17 protein-coding genes, 1 tRNA gene and 1 pseudogene are annotated in these 16025 nt (G+C 63.5%); 5 read left to right on the forward strand and 14 right to left on the reverse strand.

Annotation, left to right across the window (positions count from 1 at the left end):
- Positions 1-67: 67 nt before the first annotated feature.
- Genes ABVK50_RS27455 through ABVK50_RS27480 form a run of 6 tightly spaced genes read right to left on the reverse strand, consistent with a single transcriptional unit; the run spans position 68 to position 5454 of the window.
- A complete protein-coding gene (locus ABVK50_RS27455; RefSeq protein WP_353643578.1) occupies positions 68-874 on the reverse strand; it encodes a purine-nucleoside phosphorylase in 807 nt (268 codons plus the stop codon).
- Complete coding sequence (cdd, locus tag ABVK50_RS27460) at positions 871-1263, reverse strand: cytidine deaminase (RefSeq protein WP_353643577.1); 393 nt, start codon at positions 1261-1263, stop codon at positions 871-873. The genes ABVK50_RS27455 and cdd overlap by 4 nt, the downstream gene beginning before the upstream one ends.
- A 1-nt stretch (position 1264) precedes the next feature.
- The gene (locus ABVK50_RS27465; protein ID WP_353643576.1) at positions 1265-2236 is read right to left on the reverse strand and encodes an ABC transporter permease; all 972 of its coding nucleotides are present in this window, start codon (positions 2234-2236) and stop codon (positions 1265-1267) included.
- Between the two features lies 1 nt (position 2237).
- Positions 2238-3377, reverse strand: a complete 1140-nt coding sequence (locus ABVK50_RS27470) for an ABC transporter permease (protein WP_353643575.1) — start codon at positions 3375-3377, stop codon at positions 2238-2240.
- On the reverse strand, positions 3374-3925 hold the full coding sequence (locus ABVK50_RS27475) for a cysteine hydrolase family protein (RefSeq protein WP_353643574.1): 552 nt from the start codon (positions 3923-3925) through the stop codon (positions 3374-3376). The genes ABVK50_RS27470 and ABVK50_RS27475 overlap by 4 nt, the downstream gene beginning before the upstream one ends.
- Positions 3922-5454, reverse strand: a complete 1533-nt coding sequence (locus ABVK50_RS27480; protein WP_353643573.1) for an ABC transporter ATP-binding protein — start codon at positions 5452-5454, stop codon at positions 3922-3924. Before ABVK50_RS27480 ends, ABVK50_RS27475 begins: the two co-directional genes overlap by 4 nt.
- 209 nt (positions 5455-5663) lie before the next feature.
- Between ABVK50_RS27480 and ABVK50_RS27485 the strand changes: the two genes are divergently transcribed.
- The gene (locus ABVK50_RS27485) at positions 5664-5873 is read left to right on the forward strand and encodes a SlyX family protein (RefSeq protein WP_353643572.1); all 210 of its coding nucleotides are present in this window, start codon (positions 5664-5666) and stop codon (positions 5871-5873) included.
- Positions 5874-5951: 78 nt separating this feature from the next.
- Positions 5952-6383: a hypothetical protein gene (locus ABVK50_RS27490; protein WP_353643571.1), complete on the forward strand. Its 432-nt coding sequence runs from the start codon at positions 5952-5954 to the stop codon at positions 6381-6383.
- A gap of 3 nt (positions 6384-6386) precedes the next feature.
- Here the strand turns inward: ABVK50_RS27490 and ABVK50_RS27495 are convergent, their stop codons facing one another.
- The 6 genes from ABVK50_RS27495 to ABVK50_RS27520 all read right to left on the reverse strand — a co-directional run bounded on the left by ABVK50_RS27495 (position 6387) and on the right by ABVK50_RS27520 (position 10802).
- Entirely contained in the window at positions 6387-6752 is a 366-nt protein-coding gene (locus ABVK50_RS27495) for a VOC family protein (protein WP_353643570.1), read from the reverse strand.
- Positions 6740-7222: a GNAT family N-acetyltransferase gene (locus ABVK50_RS27500; RefSeq protein WP_353643569.1), complete on the reverse strand. Its 483-nt coding sequence runs from the start codon at positions 7220-7222 to the stop codon at positions 6740-6742. The genes ABVK50_RS27495 and ABVK50_RS27500 overlap by 13 nt, the downstream gene beginning before the upstream one ends.
- The gene (locus ABVK50_RS27505) at positions 7222-8412 is read right to left on the reverse strand and encodes an MFS transporter (RefSeq protein WP_353643568.1); all 1191 of its coding nucleotides are present in this window, start codon (positions 8410-8412) and stop codon (positions 7222-7224) included. The genes ABVK50_RS27500 and ABVK50_RS27505 overlap by 1 nt, the downstream gene beginning before the upstream one ends.
- Positions 8413-8565: 153 nt before the next feature.
- Positions 8566-9555 (reverse strand): BMP family ABC transporter substrate-binding protein, encoded by a 990-nt coding sequence (locus ABVK50_RS27510; protein WP_353643567.1) that lies wholly within the window; start codon positions 9553-9555, stop codon positions 8566-8568.
- Between the two features lie 190 nt (positions 9556-9745).
- The gene (gene msrA, locus ABVK50_RS27515) at positions 9746-10411 is read right to left on the reverse strand and encodes a peptide-methionine (S)-S-oxide reductase MsrA (RefSeq protein ID WP_353643566.1); all 666 of its coding nucleotides are present in this window, start codon (positions 10409-10411) and stop codon (positions 9746-9748) included.
- Between the two features lie 64 nt (positions 10412-10475).
- Positions 10476-10802, reverse strand: a complete 327-nt coding sequence (locus ABVK50_RS27520) for a hypothetical protein (RefSeq protein ID WP_353643565.1) — start codon at positions 10800-10802, stop codon at positions 10476-10478.
- Between the two features lie 313 nt (positions 10803-11115).
- Here ABVK50_RS27520 and ABVK50_RS27525 point away from each other — a divergent pair.
- Positions 11116-11205: transfer RNA gene (locus ABVK50_RS27525), tRNA-Ser, on the forward strand.
- Positions 11206-12462: 1257 nt separating this feature from the next.
- Positions 12463-12525 (forward strand): annotated as a pseudogene (locus ABVK50_RS27530) (hypothetical protein); the annotation flags it as partial.
- A gap of 796 nt (positions 12526-13321) precedes the next feature.
- Here the strand turns inward: ABVK50_RS27530 and ABVK50_RS27535 are convergent.
- Complete coding sequence (locus ABVK50_RS27535; protein ID WP_353643564.1) at positions 13322-13765, reverse strand: DUF1810 domain-containing protein; 444 nt, start codon at positions 13763-13765, stop codon at positions 13322-13324.
- 588 nt (positions 13766-14353) lie between these two features.
- Here ABVK50_RS27535 and ABVK50_RS27540 point away from each other — a divergent pair.
- Positions 14354-14539: a hypothetical protein gene (locus ABVK50_RS27540; protein ID WP_353643563.1), complete on the forward strand. Its 186-nt coding sequence runs from the start codon at positions 14354-14356 to the stop codon at positions 14537-14539.
- Between the two features lie 85 nt (positions 14540-14624).
- On the opposite strand, the gene ABVK50_RS27545 is transcribed toward ABVK50_RS27540, so the two are convergent.
- Positions 14625-15878, reverse strand: coding sequence for a DUF763 domain-containing protein (locus ABVK50_RS27545; protein ID WP_353643562.1), 1254 nt, complete (start codon positions 15876-15878; stop codon positions 14625-14627).
- Between the last annotated feature and the right edge of the window lie 147 nt (positions 15879-16025).

Below are 16025 nucleotides of genomic sequence, written 5' to 3' on the forward strand. Positions count from 1 at the left end.
CGAAGAGGTCCGTTTCCTCGCGCCCTCCTCAACGCAGAGCGCTGACCTTTTCCCGGTACGGAATGCCCTACCCATCCAGCAGCCCCTCCGCAAACATATGCTTCAGCACCGTCGCCAGCCGCGCGCCGCCGATGGGCGCCATGTCCTTGGTTTCCTGATGCGACAGTTCCGCGCCGGTCATGCCGGCGGCGAGATTGGTGATGACGGAAGCCGCGGCGACGCGCAGGCCGAGGAAGCGGGCGAGGATGACCTCAGGCACTGTCGACATGCCGACTGCCGTCGCGCCTACGAAGCGGGCCATGCGGATCTCGGCCGGCGTCTCGAAGGACGGGCCGGAAAACCACATATAGACGCCCTTGTGCAGCTTTGTGCCGGTCGCCAGCGCTGCCGCCTCAAAGGCTGTGCGCAGCCCCGCATCATAGGCCTCGGTGAGGCCGACGAAGCGGCGGTCTGTCGGCTCGCCGAACAACGGGTTGGAACCCGAGAAATTGATGTGGTCCGTGATCAGCATGACCGAGCCCGGCGGCATATCCGGATCGACGGAGCCGGCGGCGTTGGTGAGGATCAGCTTTGTCACGCCTATGCCGGCAAGCGTCTCCAGCGCCGGGCGCATGGCGGCGGCATTGCCGTGCTCGTAATAATGCGCGCGGCCGGCGAGCATCAGCACCGGCGTTCCGGCGAAGCTGCCGGCGACGATCTCGCCGGCATGGCCGGTGACGCCGCCTGCCGGAAAGCCGGGCAGGTCGGCATAGGGGATGCGCACCGCATCCTCCACCTCGCCGGCCAGCCCGCCGAGGCCGGAGCCGAGAACCAGGGCGATCGCCGGCATCCGCCCATTCAGCCTTTCGACAAGCCGGTCCGCCGCTTCGTTCATTTCAGAATCCCGCCCTCGAACCCGTAGGGAAGCATCGTGCCCATGGTCACGGTTTCGACTACACCCGCATCGTCGCAGAGATAGAGTTTCGCATCCGCGCCGGCGAATTCGGCGAGCCTCTGGCGGCAACCGCCGCAGGGCGTGATCCTCGCCATGCGCTCTGCGACGACCGCGATCTCCGCGATCTCGCCCCCGCCTCCCATAATGTAATGGCCTAGCGCCGTCGTCTCGGCGCACCAGCCCTCCGGATAGGAGGCGATCTCGATATTGCAGCCGGAAAACACCCTGCCGTCCGTGGTGCGGATGGCAGCGCCGACCGGGAATTTCGAATAGGGCGCATAGGCGTTTTTCATGGCAGCCTTGGCCGCCAGGAAAAGGTCATGGGACAAGTTACCGCTCCTTCACATAAGGCACGCCGCCGGCGCGCGGCGGGATCGCCTTGCCGATGAAGCCGGCGAGCAGGATCACCGTCAGTATGAAGGGCAGCGCATTGATAAGCTGTACCGGCACTTTGCCGATCACCGGCCAGGGCAGGCCCTGGAAGCGGATCGACGCCGCCTCAAGGAAGCCGAACAGCAGGCAGGCGAACATTGCGGGCACCGGCTTCCATTTGGCGAAGATGAGCGCGGCCAGCGCGATAAAGCCCTTGCCGGCGGTCATGTCCTTCACGAAGCCGGCATTCTGCGCGATCGACAGATAGGCGCCGGCCATGCCCGTAAGGACGCCGGTGAAGATGACCGCCCGGTAGCGCAGCCACGTAACCGAAATGCCCGCCGTGTCGACCGCCGCCGGGTTTTCGCCGACGGCGCGCAGCCTCAGGCCGAAGCGGGTGCGAAACAGCACCCACCATGTAAACGGCACCATCAGAAAGGCGACATAGACCAGCAGCGAATGGCCCGAGATCAGTTCGGAATAGAGCGGCCCGAGCACCGGCACGTCGCGCACCGCATCGGCGCCGGGCAGCGTGATTGCCTGGAAGCGCGCGTCTCCGGAAAGCGACGGGGTGCGCCCGCCCTGGCGGAACCAGGCCTGGCCGAGGATGATGGTCGACCCGGCCGCGATGAAATTGATGGCGACGCCCGAGACGATCTGGTTGCCGCGATGGGTGATCGAGGCGAAGCCATGCACCAGTGCGAAGAACACGGCGGTGACAATCGCGGCGCCCAGGCCCAGCCAGGCGGAGCCTGTGACCGCGGCGGCCGACGCGCCGGCAAAAGCGCCGGCCAGCATCTTGCCCTCGAGCCCGATGTCGAAGACGCCGGACCTCTCCGAATAGAGCCCGGCCAGGCAGGCGAGCAGCAGCGGCACGGAAACGCGGATGGTCGCGTCGAAAATCTGCAGCATCACATCGACGAATGCCATCTCAGGCGCCCTCCCCCTTCGGCGCCGCGACCCCGACCGATCGCGGGCTGAACGAGGCGAATACCGCCTGGATGGGCGCACGGAACATGTGTTCGAGCGCACCTGCGAAAAGGATGACGAGACCCTGAATGATGACGATCATGTCGCGCGAGATGTTGGGCATCTCGAAGGCGAGTTCAGCGCCGCCTTGGTAGAGCACGCCGAACAGGATCGCCGCCGGCACGATGCCGGCCGGATGCGAGCGGCCCATCAGCGCCACCGCGATGCCCACAAAACCGGCGCCCGCCACGAAATCGAGCGACATGTGATGCTGGTCGCCCATGATCGGGTTGAGTGCCATCATGCCGGCCAGCGCGCCGGAGATCAGCATGGCGACGATGATGATGCGGACTTCCGAGATGCCGGCGTAGCGCGCCGCCTTGGGCGAAAAGCCGAAGGTGCGCATCTCATAGCCGAGCTTGGAACGCCAGATCAGCACCCAGACCAGCCAGGCCATCAGCAACGCCAGAAGGAAGGATACGTTGAGCGGCGCCGACCGCACGGACAGCCCGACCGCCTCCAGCAGCCAGCCCAGCTTCGGCAGTTGCGCGCCGTCCAGGAAGTTGCGTGTCTGCGGCGCCATCGAGCCGGCCGGTTTCAACGGACCAACAAGCAGATAAACCATCACGCTGGCGGCGATGAAATTGAACATGATGGTGGTGATGACGATATGGGAGCCCCGTTTGGCCTGCAGATAGGCCGGGATGAGCGCCCACAGCGCGCCGACCGCGGCCGAAGCCGCTATGGCCAGCGGAAATGTCAGCCACCAGGGCAGGACCGCATCGAAGGTGAGGCAGACCAGCGCCACGCCGAGCCCGGCAATATAAGCCTGCCCTTCGCCGCCGATGTTGAACAGGCCGGCGTGGAACGCCACCGCGACGGCCAAGCCGGTGAAGATGAAATTGGTCGCGTAGTACAGTGTGTAGGCGATGTTCTGGCCACTGCCGAAAGCACCGTCAATCAGTATGGCGGCCGCGCTCAACGGATTTTCGCCGACGAGCAGCACGACGATGCCGGCGACAAGGAAAGCAACCACAAGATTGACGACCGGGATCAGGCCGTAATCGGCCCAGCCTGGGAGTTTTGCGTAGGGCACGCTCATGGCAGGGACTCGATTACCGATCTTGCGTCAGAAATTTTTGCGTACTCCTTGTCGAGGATGGCCAGCGTCAGCGCGTGCACATCCTCCGCCGGCCAATGCCTGCCGCGCAGGTCGGTGCGGTCGATGCTTGCCACCGCGTCTTCCGGGATGATGACCTCGAAGCCGAGATTGCCGGCCATGCGGGCGGTCGCCTCGACCGAATTTTCGAGCAGCACGCCGGTCATGATCAATTGGCTGACCTGCAATTCATCGAGCAGGTCCATCAGGTCGGTGCCGATGAAGGCGCTGTTGGTGCGCTTGTCGACTACGGGCTCGCCCGGCTGCGGCGCGACTTCCGGCTTGAACTCGTTGCCGCGCGTGCCCGGCCGGTAGGGCGAAGCGGCGTCGGTCGAATCGTGGCGGATATGGACGATCGGCAGGCGCCGCTCGCGCCACGCCGACAAAAGCTCGCCGATTGTCCGTTCCATCTCCGGCTGACCGCGCCGGCCCCATTTTGGGTCGTCGATAGCATTCTGCACATCGATGACGAGAAGCGCCGGGGTCGTCATTCGGCGGCCTCCTGGCGCTCGACACCGGCCATCAGCAGGCCAAGCTCGCCTTCGGTTGCGTCCGCGCCGCGCTCGCCGACGATCCGGCCGGCAAACATAACCAGGATGCGGTCCGACAGCGATCGTATCTCGTCGAGTTCGACCGAGATCAGGAGCACGGCCTTGCCCTGGTCGCGCATGGCGATGAGGCGCTTGTGGATGAATTCGATGGCGCCGACGTCGACGCCGCGCGTTGGTTGGCCGACGATCAGCACGCCGGGGTCTTGTTCCATTTCCCGCGCGAGCACGATCTTCTGCTGGTTGCCGCCGGAGAAATTGGCGGTTCTCAGCCGCGAATTGCCGGGCCGGATGTCGTATTTCGCGATCTTCTCCTCGGCGTCCTTCTGGATCGCCTCGATGTTCAGGAACGGACCTTTCAGATATTGCGGCTTATCGTGATAGCCGAGGATTGAATTCTCGTTCTCTTCGAAGGCGAGCACCAGACCGACATGGTGACGGTCCTCCGGCACGTGCGCGAGGCCACGGTCGCGCAATTCGCCGGGATCGGCAAAGCCGGTTACGTCGATCGGCTTGCCGTCGAGTTCGACACTGCCCGAAACGGCTCGGCGGATGCCGGAAATCGCCTCGATCAGTTCGGACTGGCCGTTGCCGGCGACGCCGGCAATGCCCACGATCTCGCCGCCGCGCACGTCGAAGGAGACGTTATCGACCATTGTGACGCCGCGCGAATCCTTGACCGTCAGGTTCTTCACCCGGAGCTTGAACTCGCCGGGCTTTGCTTCGCCCTTGTCGACCCTGAGCAGAACGCGCCGCCCGACCATCAGTTCGGCGAGTTCCTCGACTGTCGTCTTCGCCGTCTGGCGTGTCGCAACCATCTGGCCCTGGCGCATCACCGAGACGTTGTCGGTGATGGCCATGATCTCGCGCAGCTTGTGAGTGATGAGGACGATCGTCTTGCCCTCGTCCTTCAGCTTCTGGAGGATACGGAACAGATGGTCGGCCTCCGGCGGCGTCAAGACGCCGGTCGGCTCGTCGAGGATGAGAATATCGGCGCTGCGGTAGAGGGCCTTAAGGATTTCGACGCGCTGCTGCAGGCCGACCGGCAATTCCTCGATCAACGCATCCGGATCAACTTCGAGCCCATACTCCTTTTCCAGCCGCACCAGTTCGGATCGTGCCTTGGCGATGCTGGTTTTCAGCAGCGCTTCGCCCTCGGCGCCCAGAATGATGTTTTCGATGACCGAAAAATTTGCCACCAGCATGAAGTGCTGGTGGACCATGCCTATGCCTATGGCAATCGCGTCGTTCGGCGTCTTGATCACCGCCGGCTTGCCGCCGACCCGGATTTCACCGCTGTCGGCCTGGTAGAAGCCGTAGAGGATGGACATCAGCGTCGACTTGCCGGCACCGTTTTCGCCGACGATGCCGTGAATGGTGCCGCGCTGGATTTCGAGATTGATGTCCCGGTTGGCCCGGACCGCGCCGAAGCTCTTGTTGATGCCGACAAGCTCGATTGCGGCCTCCGCCATGCGATGTCCCACCTCTTGTTGTTTTTATCGCTTGGTCAAAAAATAGCATGCCGGATTTGCTGTGCCAATCGCCACGCGGATTGGGCCACTCTCGACAAATCCCGGTGCGCTTGTCAATTTCCCAAGGCCGGCGGAACGCTATAATCAATCGGCTATCCAGCGATTTGCGGCGCTTCGCCGCGACGCTTTGGCAGGAAGAGGTGTTTCCGATGACGACGCCCGGTGACCGGCTGACGACGCTTGAAATCCGCACCGCCGAACAGGAAAAGACGATCGAGGAGCTTTCCGGCCAGATTGTCGATCAGTGGAAGGAGATCGAGCGCCTGCAGAAGACGTTGGAAGCGCTCGCCACGCGCTTTCTGGCCTTGGAGGAGCAGACTGCGCCCGACACACCGGTAACCAGACCGCCGCACTGGTAAAGTTCGGCTGCGATTGCCCGCAGTAGCCCTCTTTACGGGCGGGCCTGGCAGCCGCATGATCGCTGGCGGAGGGCTGCCATGATCGACGAAGGCGATCGGCTGGCGCGGGCCGGCCACTATGTGCTCGGCCTGATGGACGAGGAGGAGCGCGAGCGCGCCGAACGCGACCTCGAGCGCGACGGAGCGTTTCGCGATGCCGTGTTGCGCCTGGCCGAGCGGATGCATGTGCTGGACACCGCCCCCGCGACGGACGGCAGGTGGCGAGCGATCTCGGAGCGCATCGCCGAAATGCCGCAAATGCACGGTCTGGCGCCCGCCACGACCCTAACGGCGGCCCAGCAAATCACCGGCCCCAAAGCGGCCGTCCGCCGCGTCGGCCTGCATTCGGTTCCGGGCTGGCGCGCAGCACTAATGGCGGCGAGTCTGATCGCCGCCTTCGCGCTCGGCTATCTCGCCGGCATCTCTAACGCTCCGAAGGTACCGGCGGCGGTCGAACGCACCGAACCATGAGTTCTATCGATTGCCGGCCGAGGGCTCCCACAATTCGATTGGATTGCCCTCCGGATCATGGATGCGGCAGAAGCGGCCGACCTCGGAATCCCATTCCGCACGGGTCTCGACGGCGATGCCTGCCGCCTCGAGGCCTGCCATCATCGCGTCTAGGTCATCAACGCGGAAATTGATCAGCCACTGCTGTCCGGCGCGCCCGAAATAATCGGTGTCTTCCGAGAAGGGCGTGAACACGGTCGGTCCCGCCTGCTGCCGCCATACGGTCTTAGCTATGTCGTCAATGCCGAGATGCGTCTCGTACCAGGCGGCAAGCGCCTTCGGATCACGCGCCCGGAAGAAGAAGCCGCCTATGCCTGTCACCTTGGCCATTGTCGCTCTCCTGCAAGCTGCCGGGACATGAGCATCATGGGCTGGCCATTCTGCCGGAAAGTCTCGATCGCCTGCCAGCCAAGCGCTGCATAGAAGTCTTTCGCCTCCGAAGTATAAAGGTAGAGCTCCGCTGCGCCGGCGGACAGGGCGTGCGCCTCGACAGCACGCACCAGCGACCTGCCGACGCCTCGTCCGCGATGCTCCGGAGCCACCACAAGCCCGGCAAGCCAAGGGGTCAGATCATGCGCCGGTTCGAGTTCCTGCCGTATGAAAAGACCGGACCCGATGACTACGTCGCCCAGTTCCGCCACAAGCGCGATTTCAAAGCGGCCGTCGAGCAGCAATTGCCGCAAACCTTCGGCATCTTCCTCCACCGCTCTGTCAGACCCTTCAAAGAATGCATCGCTGCGCAGTCGCGCCAGGAAATCGACGTCGCGCTCCTTCATCGGCCGGATCAAAGCTGCGGCCATCACCGCACGGCCAGTTTTGTTCCAGCCGGCCTGGCCAGCAGCGGTATCAGGCTCACGATTCCGGCCGCCGAGGACAGCGCCATGAACCAGCCGAAGCCCGGCCAGCCATAGCTCTCGATGACCTGACCGGCAATCGGCGGACCGAACACCGTGCCGATGCCGCCTGCCTGGCAGACAAGGCCGATGGCGATGGCCGCCGAGCCGCCCTTCGGCAGGATCAGGGGAATGGAAGCGAAAAGCGCCGAGGCGGCGACGCCGCCCGAGATCGCCAGCACCATCGCCGCAAGCGTTGCGAACCAGGCCGACGTTCCGGCAAAGGCCGGCAAGGCGGCCGCAGCTGTCGCGCCGAAGCCGATCGCCGCAAGCCAGGCGGCGAAGCGGGCGTCGCGGCCGCGCACCAGCCAGCCGGTCAGAAGATTGCCGAGCGGAACGAGCAGCGCGATCGTTCCGGCCGAAAGCGCGATGGCCGACGCGCCGCCGGCGATGAAGGCCGGCATAAAGGCGAAGAAGCCGACCGAAAGGACGACATAGATGCCGAATGCGAGCGAGATCAGCACCACTCCGGCGGTCATGGTGGCGCCGAAGGCGCCGCTGCTTTCCGGCTCAGCCAGGCGATGATCGGCAAAATCCGCCACCTTGAACACCAGCCCGATCGCCGCCGCCGCAAGCAGCGCGAACATTGCAATCGCCGCGATCAGGAAGGCGGTCTCGCCCGCTGGCAGGATCCAGGCGGACATGAAGTCGGCGACGGCAAAGCCGACCGGGACGAAGCCGCTCCAGATCGCCAGCACGGGCGCGCGCCAGGCCGGCGGCGAGATGGAGTTGAGCAGCGCCGGAATTGCGATGACCAGCACCAGATAGCCGGCGCCCTCCACGGTTCGGGCGGCAAGGATGGCCTCCGACTTCTGCAGAAAAGCGAGCGCGATGCCGCCGGCGGCCATCACCACGCAGGCCGCCGCGAAGCTCATGCGCATGCCGGCCCGCTCGATGGCCCAGCCGGCTGGGAGCGCCGCCAGCGCCACGAATATGCCGATCATCGAGGTCAGCCAGCCGATCAGAACGAGCGAGAAGCCGACCTCGTCCTGGTACCAGCCGACCAGCGGCGCGATCTTGCCGAGCTGCGTTCCGGCCAATATGCCGGCAAGGAGCAGAGCCGTGGTCGCCGCCAGTCGCATGCTTTTGTCGGTCATCCGCCGTTCGTCCTCCGCGTCCGCCGGGCTCGCAACAGGCGTCGGCTTAGCACTTCTCCGGCATCAATGTTTCCGGACGACGACGCCGGATCGCACCGCCCACAAAAAAGCCGCCGGCGCTGGGCCGGCGGCTTTCATTTCCGCAGTTAAGGATCAATACGGGCAGGAATTGTCCGACATGTAGTCGTGAACCACGATGGTCCCGGCGATGATGTCGGCCTTGGCCTTCTCGGCCGCGGCCTTGATCTCGTCAGTGACGAGATCCTTGTTGTGCTCGTCCATGGCATAGTCGACGCCGCCTTCCTCGAGGCCGAGATCGTTGATGCCGGCCGTAAAGCTGTCGTTCTTGGCATCCATGAAGGCGTTGTAGACTGCGACATCGACCCGCTTGACCATAGAGGTCAGCACGTGACCAGGCTGAAGGCCGTTCTGGTTGGAATCGACGCCGATACCGAGCTTGCCGGCATCCGCAACCGCCTGAAGCACGCCGACGCCCGTACCGCCGGCAGCCGCGTAGATCACGTCGGCGCCCTGATCCATCTGCGATTTGGCGATCTCGCCGCCCTTGGTCGGGTCGTTCCAGGCAGCCGGCGTATCGCCGGTCATGTTCTGAATAACGTCCGTCGCGCCGGCGGCCTTGGCGCCGCCGACATAGCCGCAACCGAACTTGCGGATCAGCGGGATGTCCATGCCGCCGATGAAGCCGACCTCCTTGGTCTCGGAGGCCATGGCCGCCATGACGCCGACGACATAGGAGCCCTCGTGCTCCTTGTAGACCACTGAGCGGACATTCGGCTTGTCGACGACCATGTCGATGATGGCGAAGCTGGTGTCGGGGAAATCGGCCGAAACCTTTTCCAGCGCCGCAGCCCAGGAGAAGCCGGCCATGACGATCGGATTGTTGCCGTCCTCGGCGAATTTGCGCAGCGCCTGCTCGCGCTGGGCGTCGTTCTGGATCTCGAAATCGCGGTAATCGACGCCGGTTTCGGACTTGAACTTCTCGGCGCCGTTATAGGCCGATTCGTTGAAGGATTTGTCGAACTTGCCGCCGAGATCGTAGATGATCGCGGGCTTGATGTCCGCGGCAAAAGCCGGGAAGGACATTGCTGTTGCAGCCAGAAGGCCAAGAACAATACGCTTCATGTGATCCACACCCTGTAGGTTGTTTTTCGTTGAATGCCGCGTCAAGCTGGTTCCCCGGGCGCTTCGCGGCATATGGCGCAGGCCTCCGCCCCCGCTCGGCAGCCACTCTTGCACGGCGAAAAACAAATTTCACGCGGAATCTTGACCATTTGGAAAAGCCCCGCGGCAAACAGCCGCGAGGGTTAATCGCCTAGGCGGAAGCCGGCTGCGGCATGGCGCAGGCGACGCCCGTACCCCTAAGGTTGCAGTAGCCGTAAGGGTTCTTGGCCAGATATTGCTGGTGATCCGCCTCGGCGAAGTAGAATTCCGGCGCAGGCGCGATCTCGGTGGTGATCTTGCCGCGTCCGGCGCCGCGCAGCGAAGCCTCATAGGCGTCGCGCGAGGCCAGCGCCGCCTGGTGCTGGGCCTCTCCAAAGGTGTAGATCGCCGAACGATAGGTGGTGCCGACATCGTTGCCCTGACGCATGCCCTGCGTCGGGTCGTGGTTCTCCCAGAACGCCTTCAGGAGTTCGGCGTAGGAAACGATCTTCGGATCGAACACGACCAAAACCACTTCGGCATGGCCGGTCAGGCCCGTGCAGGTCTCCTGATAGGTCGGATTGGGCGTGACGCCGCCGGCATAACCGACCGCGGTCACCCAGACGCCGTCCATCTGCCAGAACATGCGCTCGGCGCCCCAGAAGCAGCCCAGGCCGAACATCGCTTTTTCCATTCCTTCGGGATAAGGACCCTTCAGGGGCCGCCCGGAGACGAAATGCTCCGACGCCGTCGGGATCGGCCGCTCGCGGCCGGGCAGCGCCTCCTCGGGCTTGGGCAGATTCAGCTTCTTGTTCAGCATGTCGCTCAGGAAAACCATCTGCAATTCCTCTCTAGCTCAAGCAATTCGGTATGCTGCGGCCGCGCGGAAGCGCGCCGGTATGTCAGTTGCCGATCGCCAGCCGGCCGACACGCCGCCGCGGCCTGCGGCCGATCGCATGGAACAGGAAGGCGAGCGCGCCGAAAACCGCGAAGCCCGGAAAACCAAGAACCCGGACCAAAACCGGATCCCAGAAAAGCGGGTGCAGGCGGCTTTGGACGAAGCTGCGCGCCGCCTCCAGCGTGTCGGGCGAAACCGTCGCCCAGCTGGTGGCGAGCGGCGTCAGCACCAGTTGCTCGGCCGCGATGGTGCGGGTCGCGTCCAGCACCGCCATGATGACGGCGACGGCCAGAGCGAGCGTAGCTAACAACCGGAACAGCAGGCGCAGCATTCGGATCCTTCAAGGCGTCGGTTCGACACGAGACATATGGTGCAGCGCCAGGCTTCGCAATTGGCCACACGCGAAATTGAAGCTTCGAGGCGACGACTGCGAATGCGTCCCAAATGCTTGTTCCGATGCAAACAATGTCCATCTCACGGCTTGGCATTCGCTGCGAGATCGACTAGATGACCCCGGCGTTCGCAGTGCCTTGGAGCCCGATCCATTCCGATGGACCGACTTGAGGCCCTGATGATTAGCGCATGATCCCGTCCGAAAGCTTCCACCTTTTCGGGATCATGCCTGGCCGGCAGCGGACGCATGCGGAGAGATGGCCGAGTGGTTGAAGGCGCACGCCTGGAAAGTGTGTATACGGGGAACCGTATCGCGGGTTCGAATCCCGCTCTCTCCGCCAGTTTTGCCGCGATTGCGCGATAGCTGCCTAATCGCCGCCGATCGCCGGGCTGGTACCGCTTCGCACGCCATTTACTGACATCCACAGAGCTTCGTCTTTGCGCTCGTTTACGCGACGACTTGGAGCGCCGAGATAGCCGAGAAAATGCCGCCGGGAGCATCCTGCCACCTGTGCCGGCTTTCATACCGAGACGCACAAGCGGTGCCGGTGGCAAGTTCGCGCCATCGGTAAGCCTTGTACTCCGGCGCGATCAATAATTTTTGTTTCCTTTGCGAAAAGCGATCAGCCGGTTATCTTTTCGCCACTGACCGTTTCAGTGGGGCACGACGATGGCGGTGGGGCGAGGAAAGCGCGGGCAACCGCCCGACAACGGATTCCGCCGTTTGTCGACACGTGGTCTGCCGGCTGCTCAACGCCTCGATTTTTGGCGCAGCATCCATACCTTCATAGACCTCGATGTCAGCGAGCCGGACAGGAGGAAGGACTTCCGGGCGGATTTGCTCCTTCGTATCGGCGATGACGGGACGACCTTCGGATGCGCGTCGAGCGACGACGTGGTCACCCGCTTCGCTAGGTCCAGTGACGAATACGTCTTGTTCAGCCTCGGCCTGTCCGGTACCGCAAAAATCAGGACGGACAGCGATGCGGCGCGGATCGTCACCCCCTCGTCGGACCTGATGGTCGTGAACGGAACCCGGTCGATGACGACGATGACCGAAAACCAATCGCATATTTACCCTGACAGTCCCCAAGGCGATGCTTGCGGATGCCCTGGCCGACAAGCCCGGCCTTTTGCGCAATGGCTTCTGCGAGCTTCCCCCGGAAGGGCTTGCCGGGCTCCTGATGGCGAATCTCGTCTGGATCGCAAGACAAGGCGAGCATCTCGACGGGCAATCCACGGCGGTCGCCATGAAAGCCGCCGTCGATCTTGCGGTCGGAACCCTCGCCGCGCGCATGCCGATCGCGACGCACTGCCGGACGATCGCCATGACGAAGCTTTTTGCGCCGCCGCCTGCCGCTATATCCAGATCCGTCTCGGCGACCCCGAACTCACGTCGGCGAGCATCGCGCATGCCCTCGGCTGCTCGCGGGCGCATCTCTACCGGGTCTTCGCGCAGCACGAGCAGGCGATCGGCGAAATCATCCGCGCCGGGCGTTTTGAGCGGGCGTCGGCGCTGCTGGCCTCCCCGCAAACGCTGCCGATAGAGCGGGTTCGCCGCCGCATGCGGCTTTGCCAGCCCTTCCGCCTTCGCGCGCTCGTTTCGCGACTGGAATGGCCTGACGCCAACCACGTTTCGCGAGCAGATGCGCAACAGGTAGGCATCCGGCACCTCAAGAAAGCACCTGTCATCGCCATGCTGAGACACGCTGCATAGCGATTGGACGCCCTGCATATCCGTTTTCGACTACAAGGCTGAAGGCTTGGCAGTCCGTTGCCGGGCTGCGGCGTCTTGAGGCTTATCCGCCTCAGCGCCGCCAATTCGTAGCAGGCGAGATGGGCGGGGGCGACCATAACGGATCCGGCGGCTTGCCCGAAAAACTTGGCTCAGGCCCGCGGGGGGAACTCGTACGATGATGGCGGCGATAGTGGATTGCATCTGCAACGCGATCTTTCTGCTCACGTTCCAGCAACAGGACGGCGACAGCAGACGTACGCGCAATCACCCAAGAATCGGCTCCTGAGAGGAATTGCACAGCGACTGGACGCTCTGCACATCCGTTTTCGATTATGCCGAGGCAGGCATAATCGGCTCGCCGCTTCGGGCGGGCCCAGCAAAGGCCCGATTCAATCAGCCAAGCGTGACGATTGAGTGGAGCGGGCTTTTTCGCCCACCCCATTCTTCGGGCCAGGGCTCGTATCCGGTATACCAGGTAAACAGAGCCCCCGCCGATCAAAGCGGGATAGCCTACCGGTACCCCACCGAAGTAAAGGCGAAATGCGGTATATGCGCTCCAAGTGAGCAGAATTGCGAAGGCTGCCCATGCGAGGGTCGATATCCAAAACTGGGTTTGGTTCAATTGAATGCCCTCAATCATCTGCAGATGCGGAAATTAGGAGACATACCTTTGCCGTCAACGCTGGGGCCGGAATGCTTTTATGAGCGCCGGCGGGCCTCTAGCTTCCTTTCTGTTCTAGCAGCGCCAGTGTCCGTCGATCCATGCGGCCGTCGCAATAACGAGCGAGCGCCTGATGGAACAGGCTCTCGCCATCATCTCCCGCGAGCGCGAACAGCGTCATCGAGGAGCAAAATTTCATGTCGTCGGGCGAGCCGAAGATCGCATGCAGCGGGCGGCCCTCGAGTGCAAGCACGGTCGAGGCGCATCGCACCAGACGCGGCCCGAGCAATGGATGATCGAGATAGGCTTTCGCCTCGGCCAATGAGCCGATGCCGTAAAATTCGGCCATTGAGGAAGATCCCAGCCCGCGCAGTTGCGGGAAGATGAACCACATCCAGTGACTTCGCTTTTGTCCGGCCTTCAATTCTTCCAGAGCCGTCTCGACGACCGGCTGCTGCGCCGTCACGAAGCGCTCCAGATTGAAACTATCGGCCTCAGCCATGCGTCCCGTTCCTGCTATCCAGCAATCCAAACGTCATTGTCATCATCTGTCAGCAGTCTTTCTACCAGTTTTATCCACCCCCTCAGGCCCACGCGCATAATCCCAGGACCGCCCTCGCGGGAGCCCTGGTCCGGACCGGGGATCAGGGGAGGGCGGCGGCGTCCGGGCCGGCCGCGCAACGGTAGCGCGGTTTAGGGAACAGATCCCCAAGACCCGGGCCCCGGCGTAGGTCAGGGCGGCGGCGCGAATGCTGAGCCCGCCCACTTGCGTCGCGGCGAGAACGCCGGCGGGGCACGGGAAACCGCGCCACGTATTAGATTTTTGAGAGGCTCGGCCCCTTGCCCCGCTTCCCGACTTCTCCTTCCGGCGGCGAGGAGCGTTCTTTGACAAAGGCCAGACGCTTCGGCGGGCGTGGCGATGAACAAGTGTGCTCACGCGCGCCTGACGCCGAAGGCAGCGAGGCTAGTACCGCTCGGGAAGGCGGACCGCAGGATTGTCGCGTTCTACGTTGATAAGCTCGTAGTTGCCGATCCGGAGGCAAGGGGGTTCCCTCGAAAGGGGCGGCCGAGTGACCGCCTCTTCGGGAGATTGTTAAACTTCCTGTTCCATGACGCATCTCATGATGTCACCATCGCTGCTAATCGAGATGGCTCGCTGACAATCGGCCAGCGTCATGCCGCTGCCGATGGTGAAACCGTGCGTGCCAATGAAGATGATGAGAGCATAAAGCAAATCAGTCTCTCCCTCTATAAGGTTGGCCTTGGAGGAGGTTGAACCAATTATGGGAGGTTTCTCTGTGGGGCGTCTGTGACCTAAGTCACTTGGCGTCCGAAGGACTCAGCCATATCTCTCGTTCCTGCTATCTCCGTCCAACCTCCGGCCGTGCAGGCGCAGGTGCCCAGCCGAAGACGCTGCGGCCGCCGAGAAGGTGCGACTGATCGAATTCGCCGGCGACGACTTCCTTGAGGCTGGGGCCCGTGACATGGCGTTCGAGACGCCGCGACTGCTCGTCCAGCCGCTTCAGCGCCCCGAGTTCCTCCTCCCGTCCAAGTTTCGCCTTCTGGACCGCCGATTTCAGCACGCCGATTGTCTGATCATAGACCTTCAGTGGCACCGGGAAAGGGTGGCGGTCCTTTCCGCCATGCGCGAGCGAGAACCGCGCCGGATCGGAGAACCGGCAGGGCGCGCCGTGAATCACTTCCGCCACCATAGCGAGCGCACGCACCGTCCGCGCGCCGACGCCTGGCACGAGCAGCAGCTCGGAAAAATCCGACGGCCCCCGCTCCGCCGCCGCGGCGATGTTGCTGTGAAGCCTGCGCATGACAATGTTGCCCTCGCGGACGTCGTGGTGGGCAGGCATGACGAGATGGGGAAGGGTCGCCTGATCCGATGGGGCCGCGTGGCTCGCCTCTGTCGAGGCGAATTCCCTGACGATCCTGTCGGGACCGAGTGAATGCAGGAGTTCGAGCTGGCCCTTGCGCGACGCCTCGGCGCGGCGGTCGGTGAGGTTGACGATTTTTCCCTGGCTTTGCCCCTCGATGGCGGCGTGCGGCGCGTCGACGAAGCTGGTCAGGCCTTCCGACAGCCAATGATAGCGGCGCGCCTGACGACGGTCGCCGTTCATGCCCTGCTGGATCACCACCCAGCTTCCATCGTCGGTGACGACGAAGCCGTGCAGGTAAAGATCGAACCCGTCCTGCACGGCGGCGCTGTCGACCTTGGCGACGAGGCGGCTGGACGTCGCTAGCGCCGCCCCGTCGAATCCGACGCGCTCGCCTATATTGACGAGTTCCTGCGGCGTCTTGCGCGAATGGGCGCCGCGGCCGCCGCAGACATGAATGCCGAGTTCGCCTGAAAGCGGCGCAAGCCCGCGCTTCAGCGCACCGATGACGCTGGTTGTGATGCCGGAGGAGTGCCAGTCCATTCCCATCACAGCGCCGAAAGACTGGAACCAGAATGGATGCGCCAGCCGCCGCAAAAGCTCGTCGCGGCCGTAATGGTGCACGATCGCTTCGCACATTACCGCACCGATGCGCGTCATGCGCTCGCCGAGCCATTTCGGCACACGCCCGCCATGAAGCGGAAGATCAGCGCTTCCGGACCGTTGGACCAATTCGATCTGCCTCCACCCTTTGTGTCCTCCAGACAAAGGCGCGGACGTAGTCTGCAATTCGCCCGAAGGAGCATGTTCCACTTTTGTTCATGCCGCTCAAAGTGTCAATCGTAGGGAGCCATCTGACCGAAAATCGCGCCGCAGTAC

This window comes from Mesorhizobium sp. WSM2240 (assembly GCF_040438645.1).
Taxonomy (GTDB): domain Bacteria; phylum Pseudomonadota; class Alphaproteobacteria; order Rhizobiales; family Rhizobiaceae; genus Allomesorhizobium.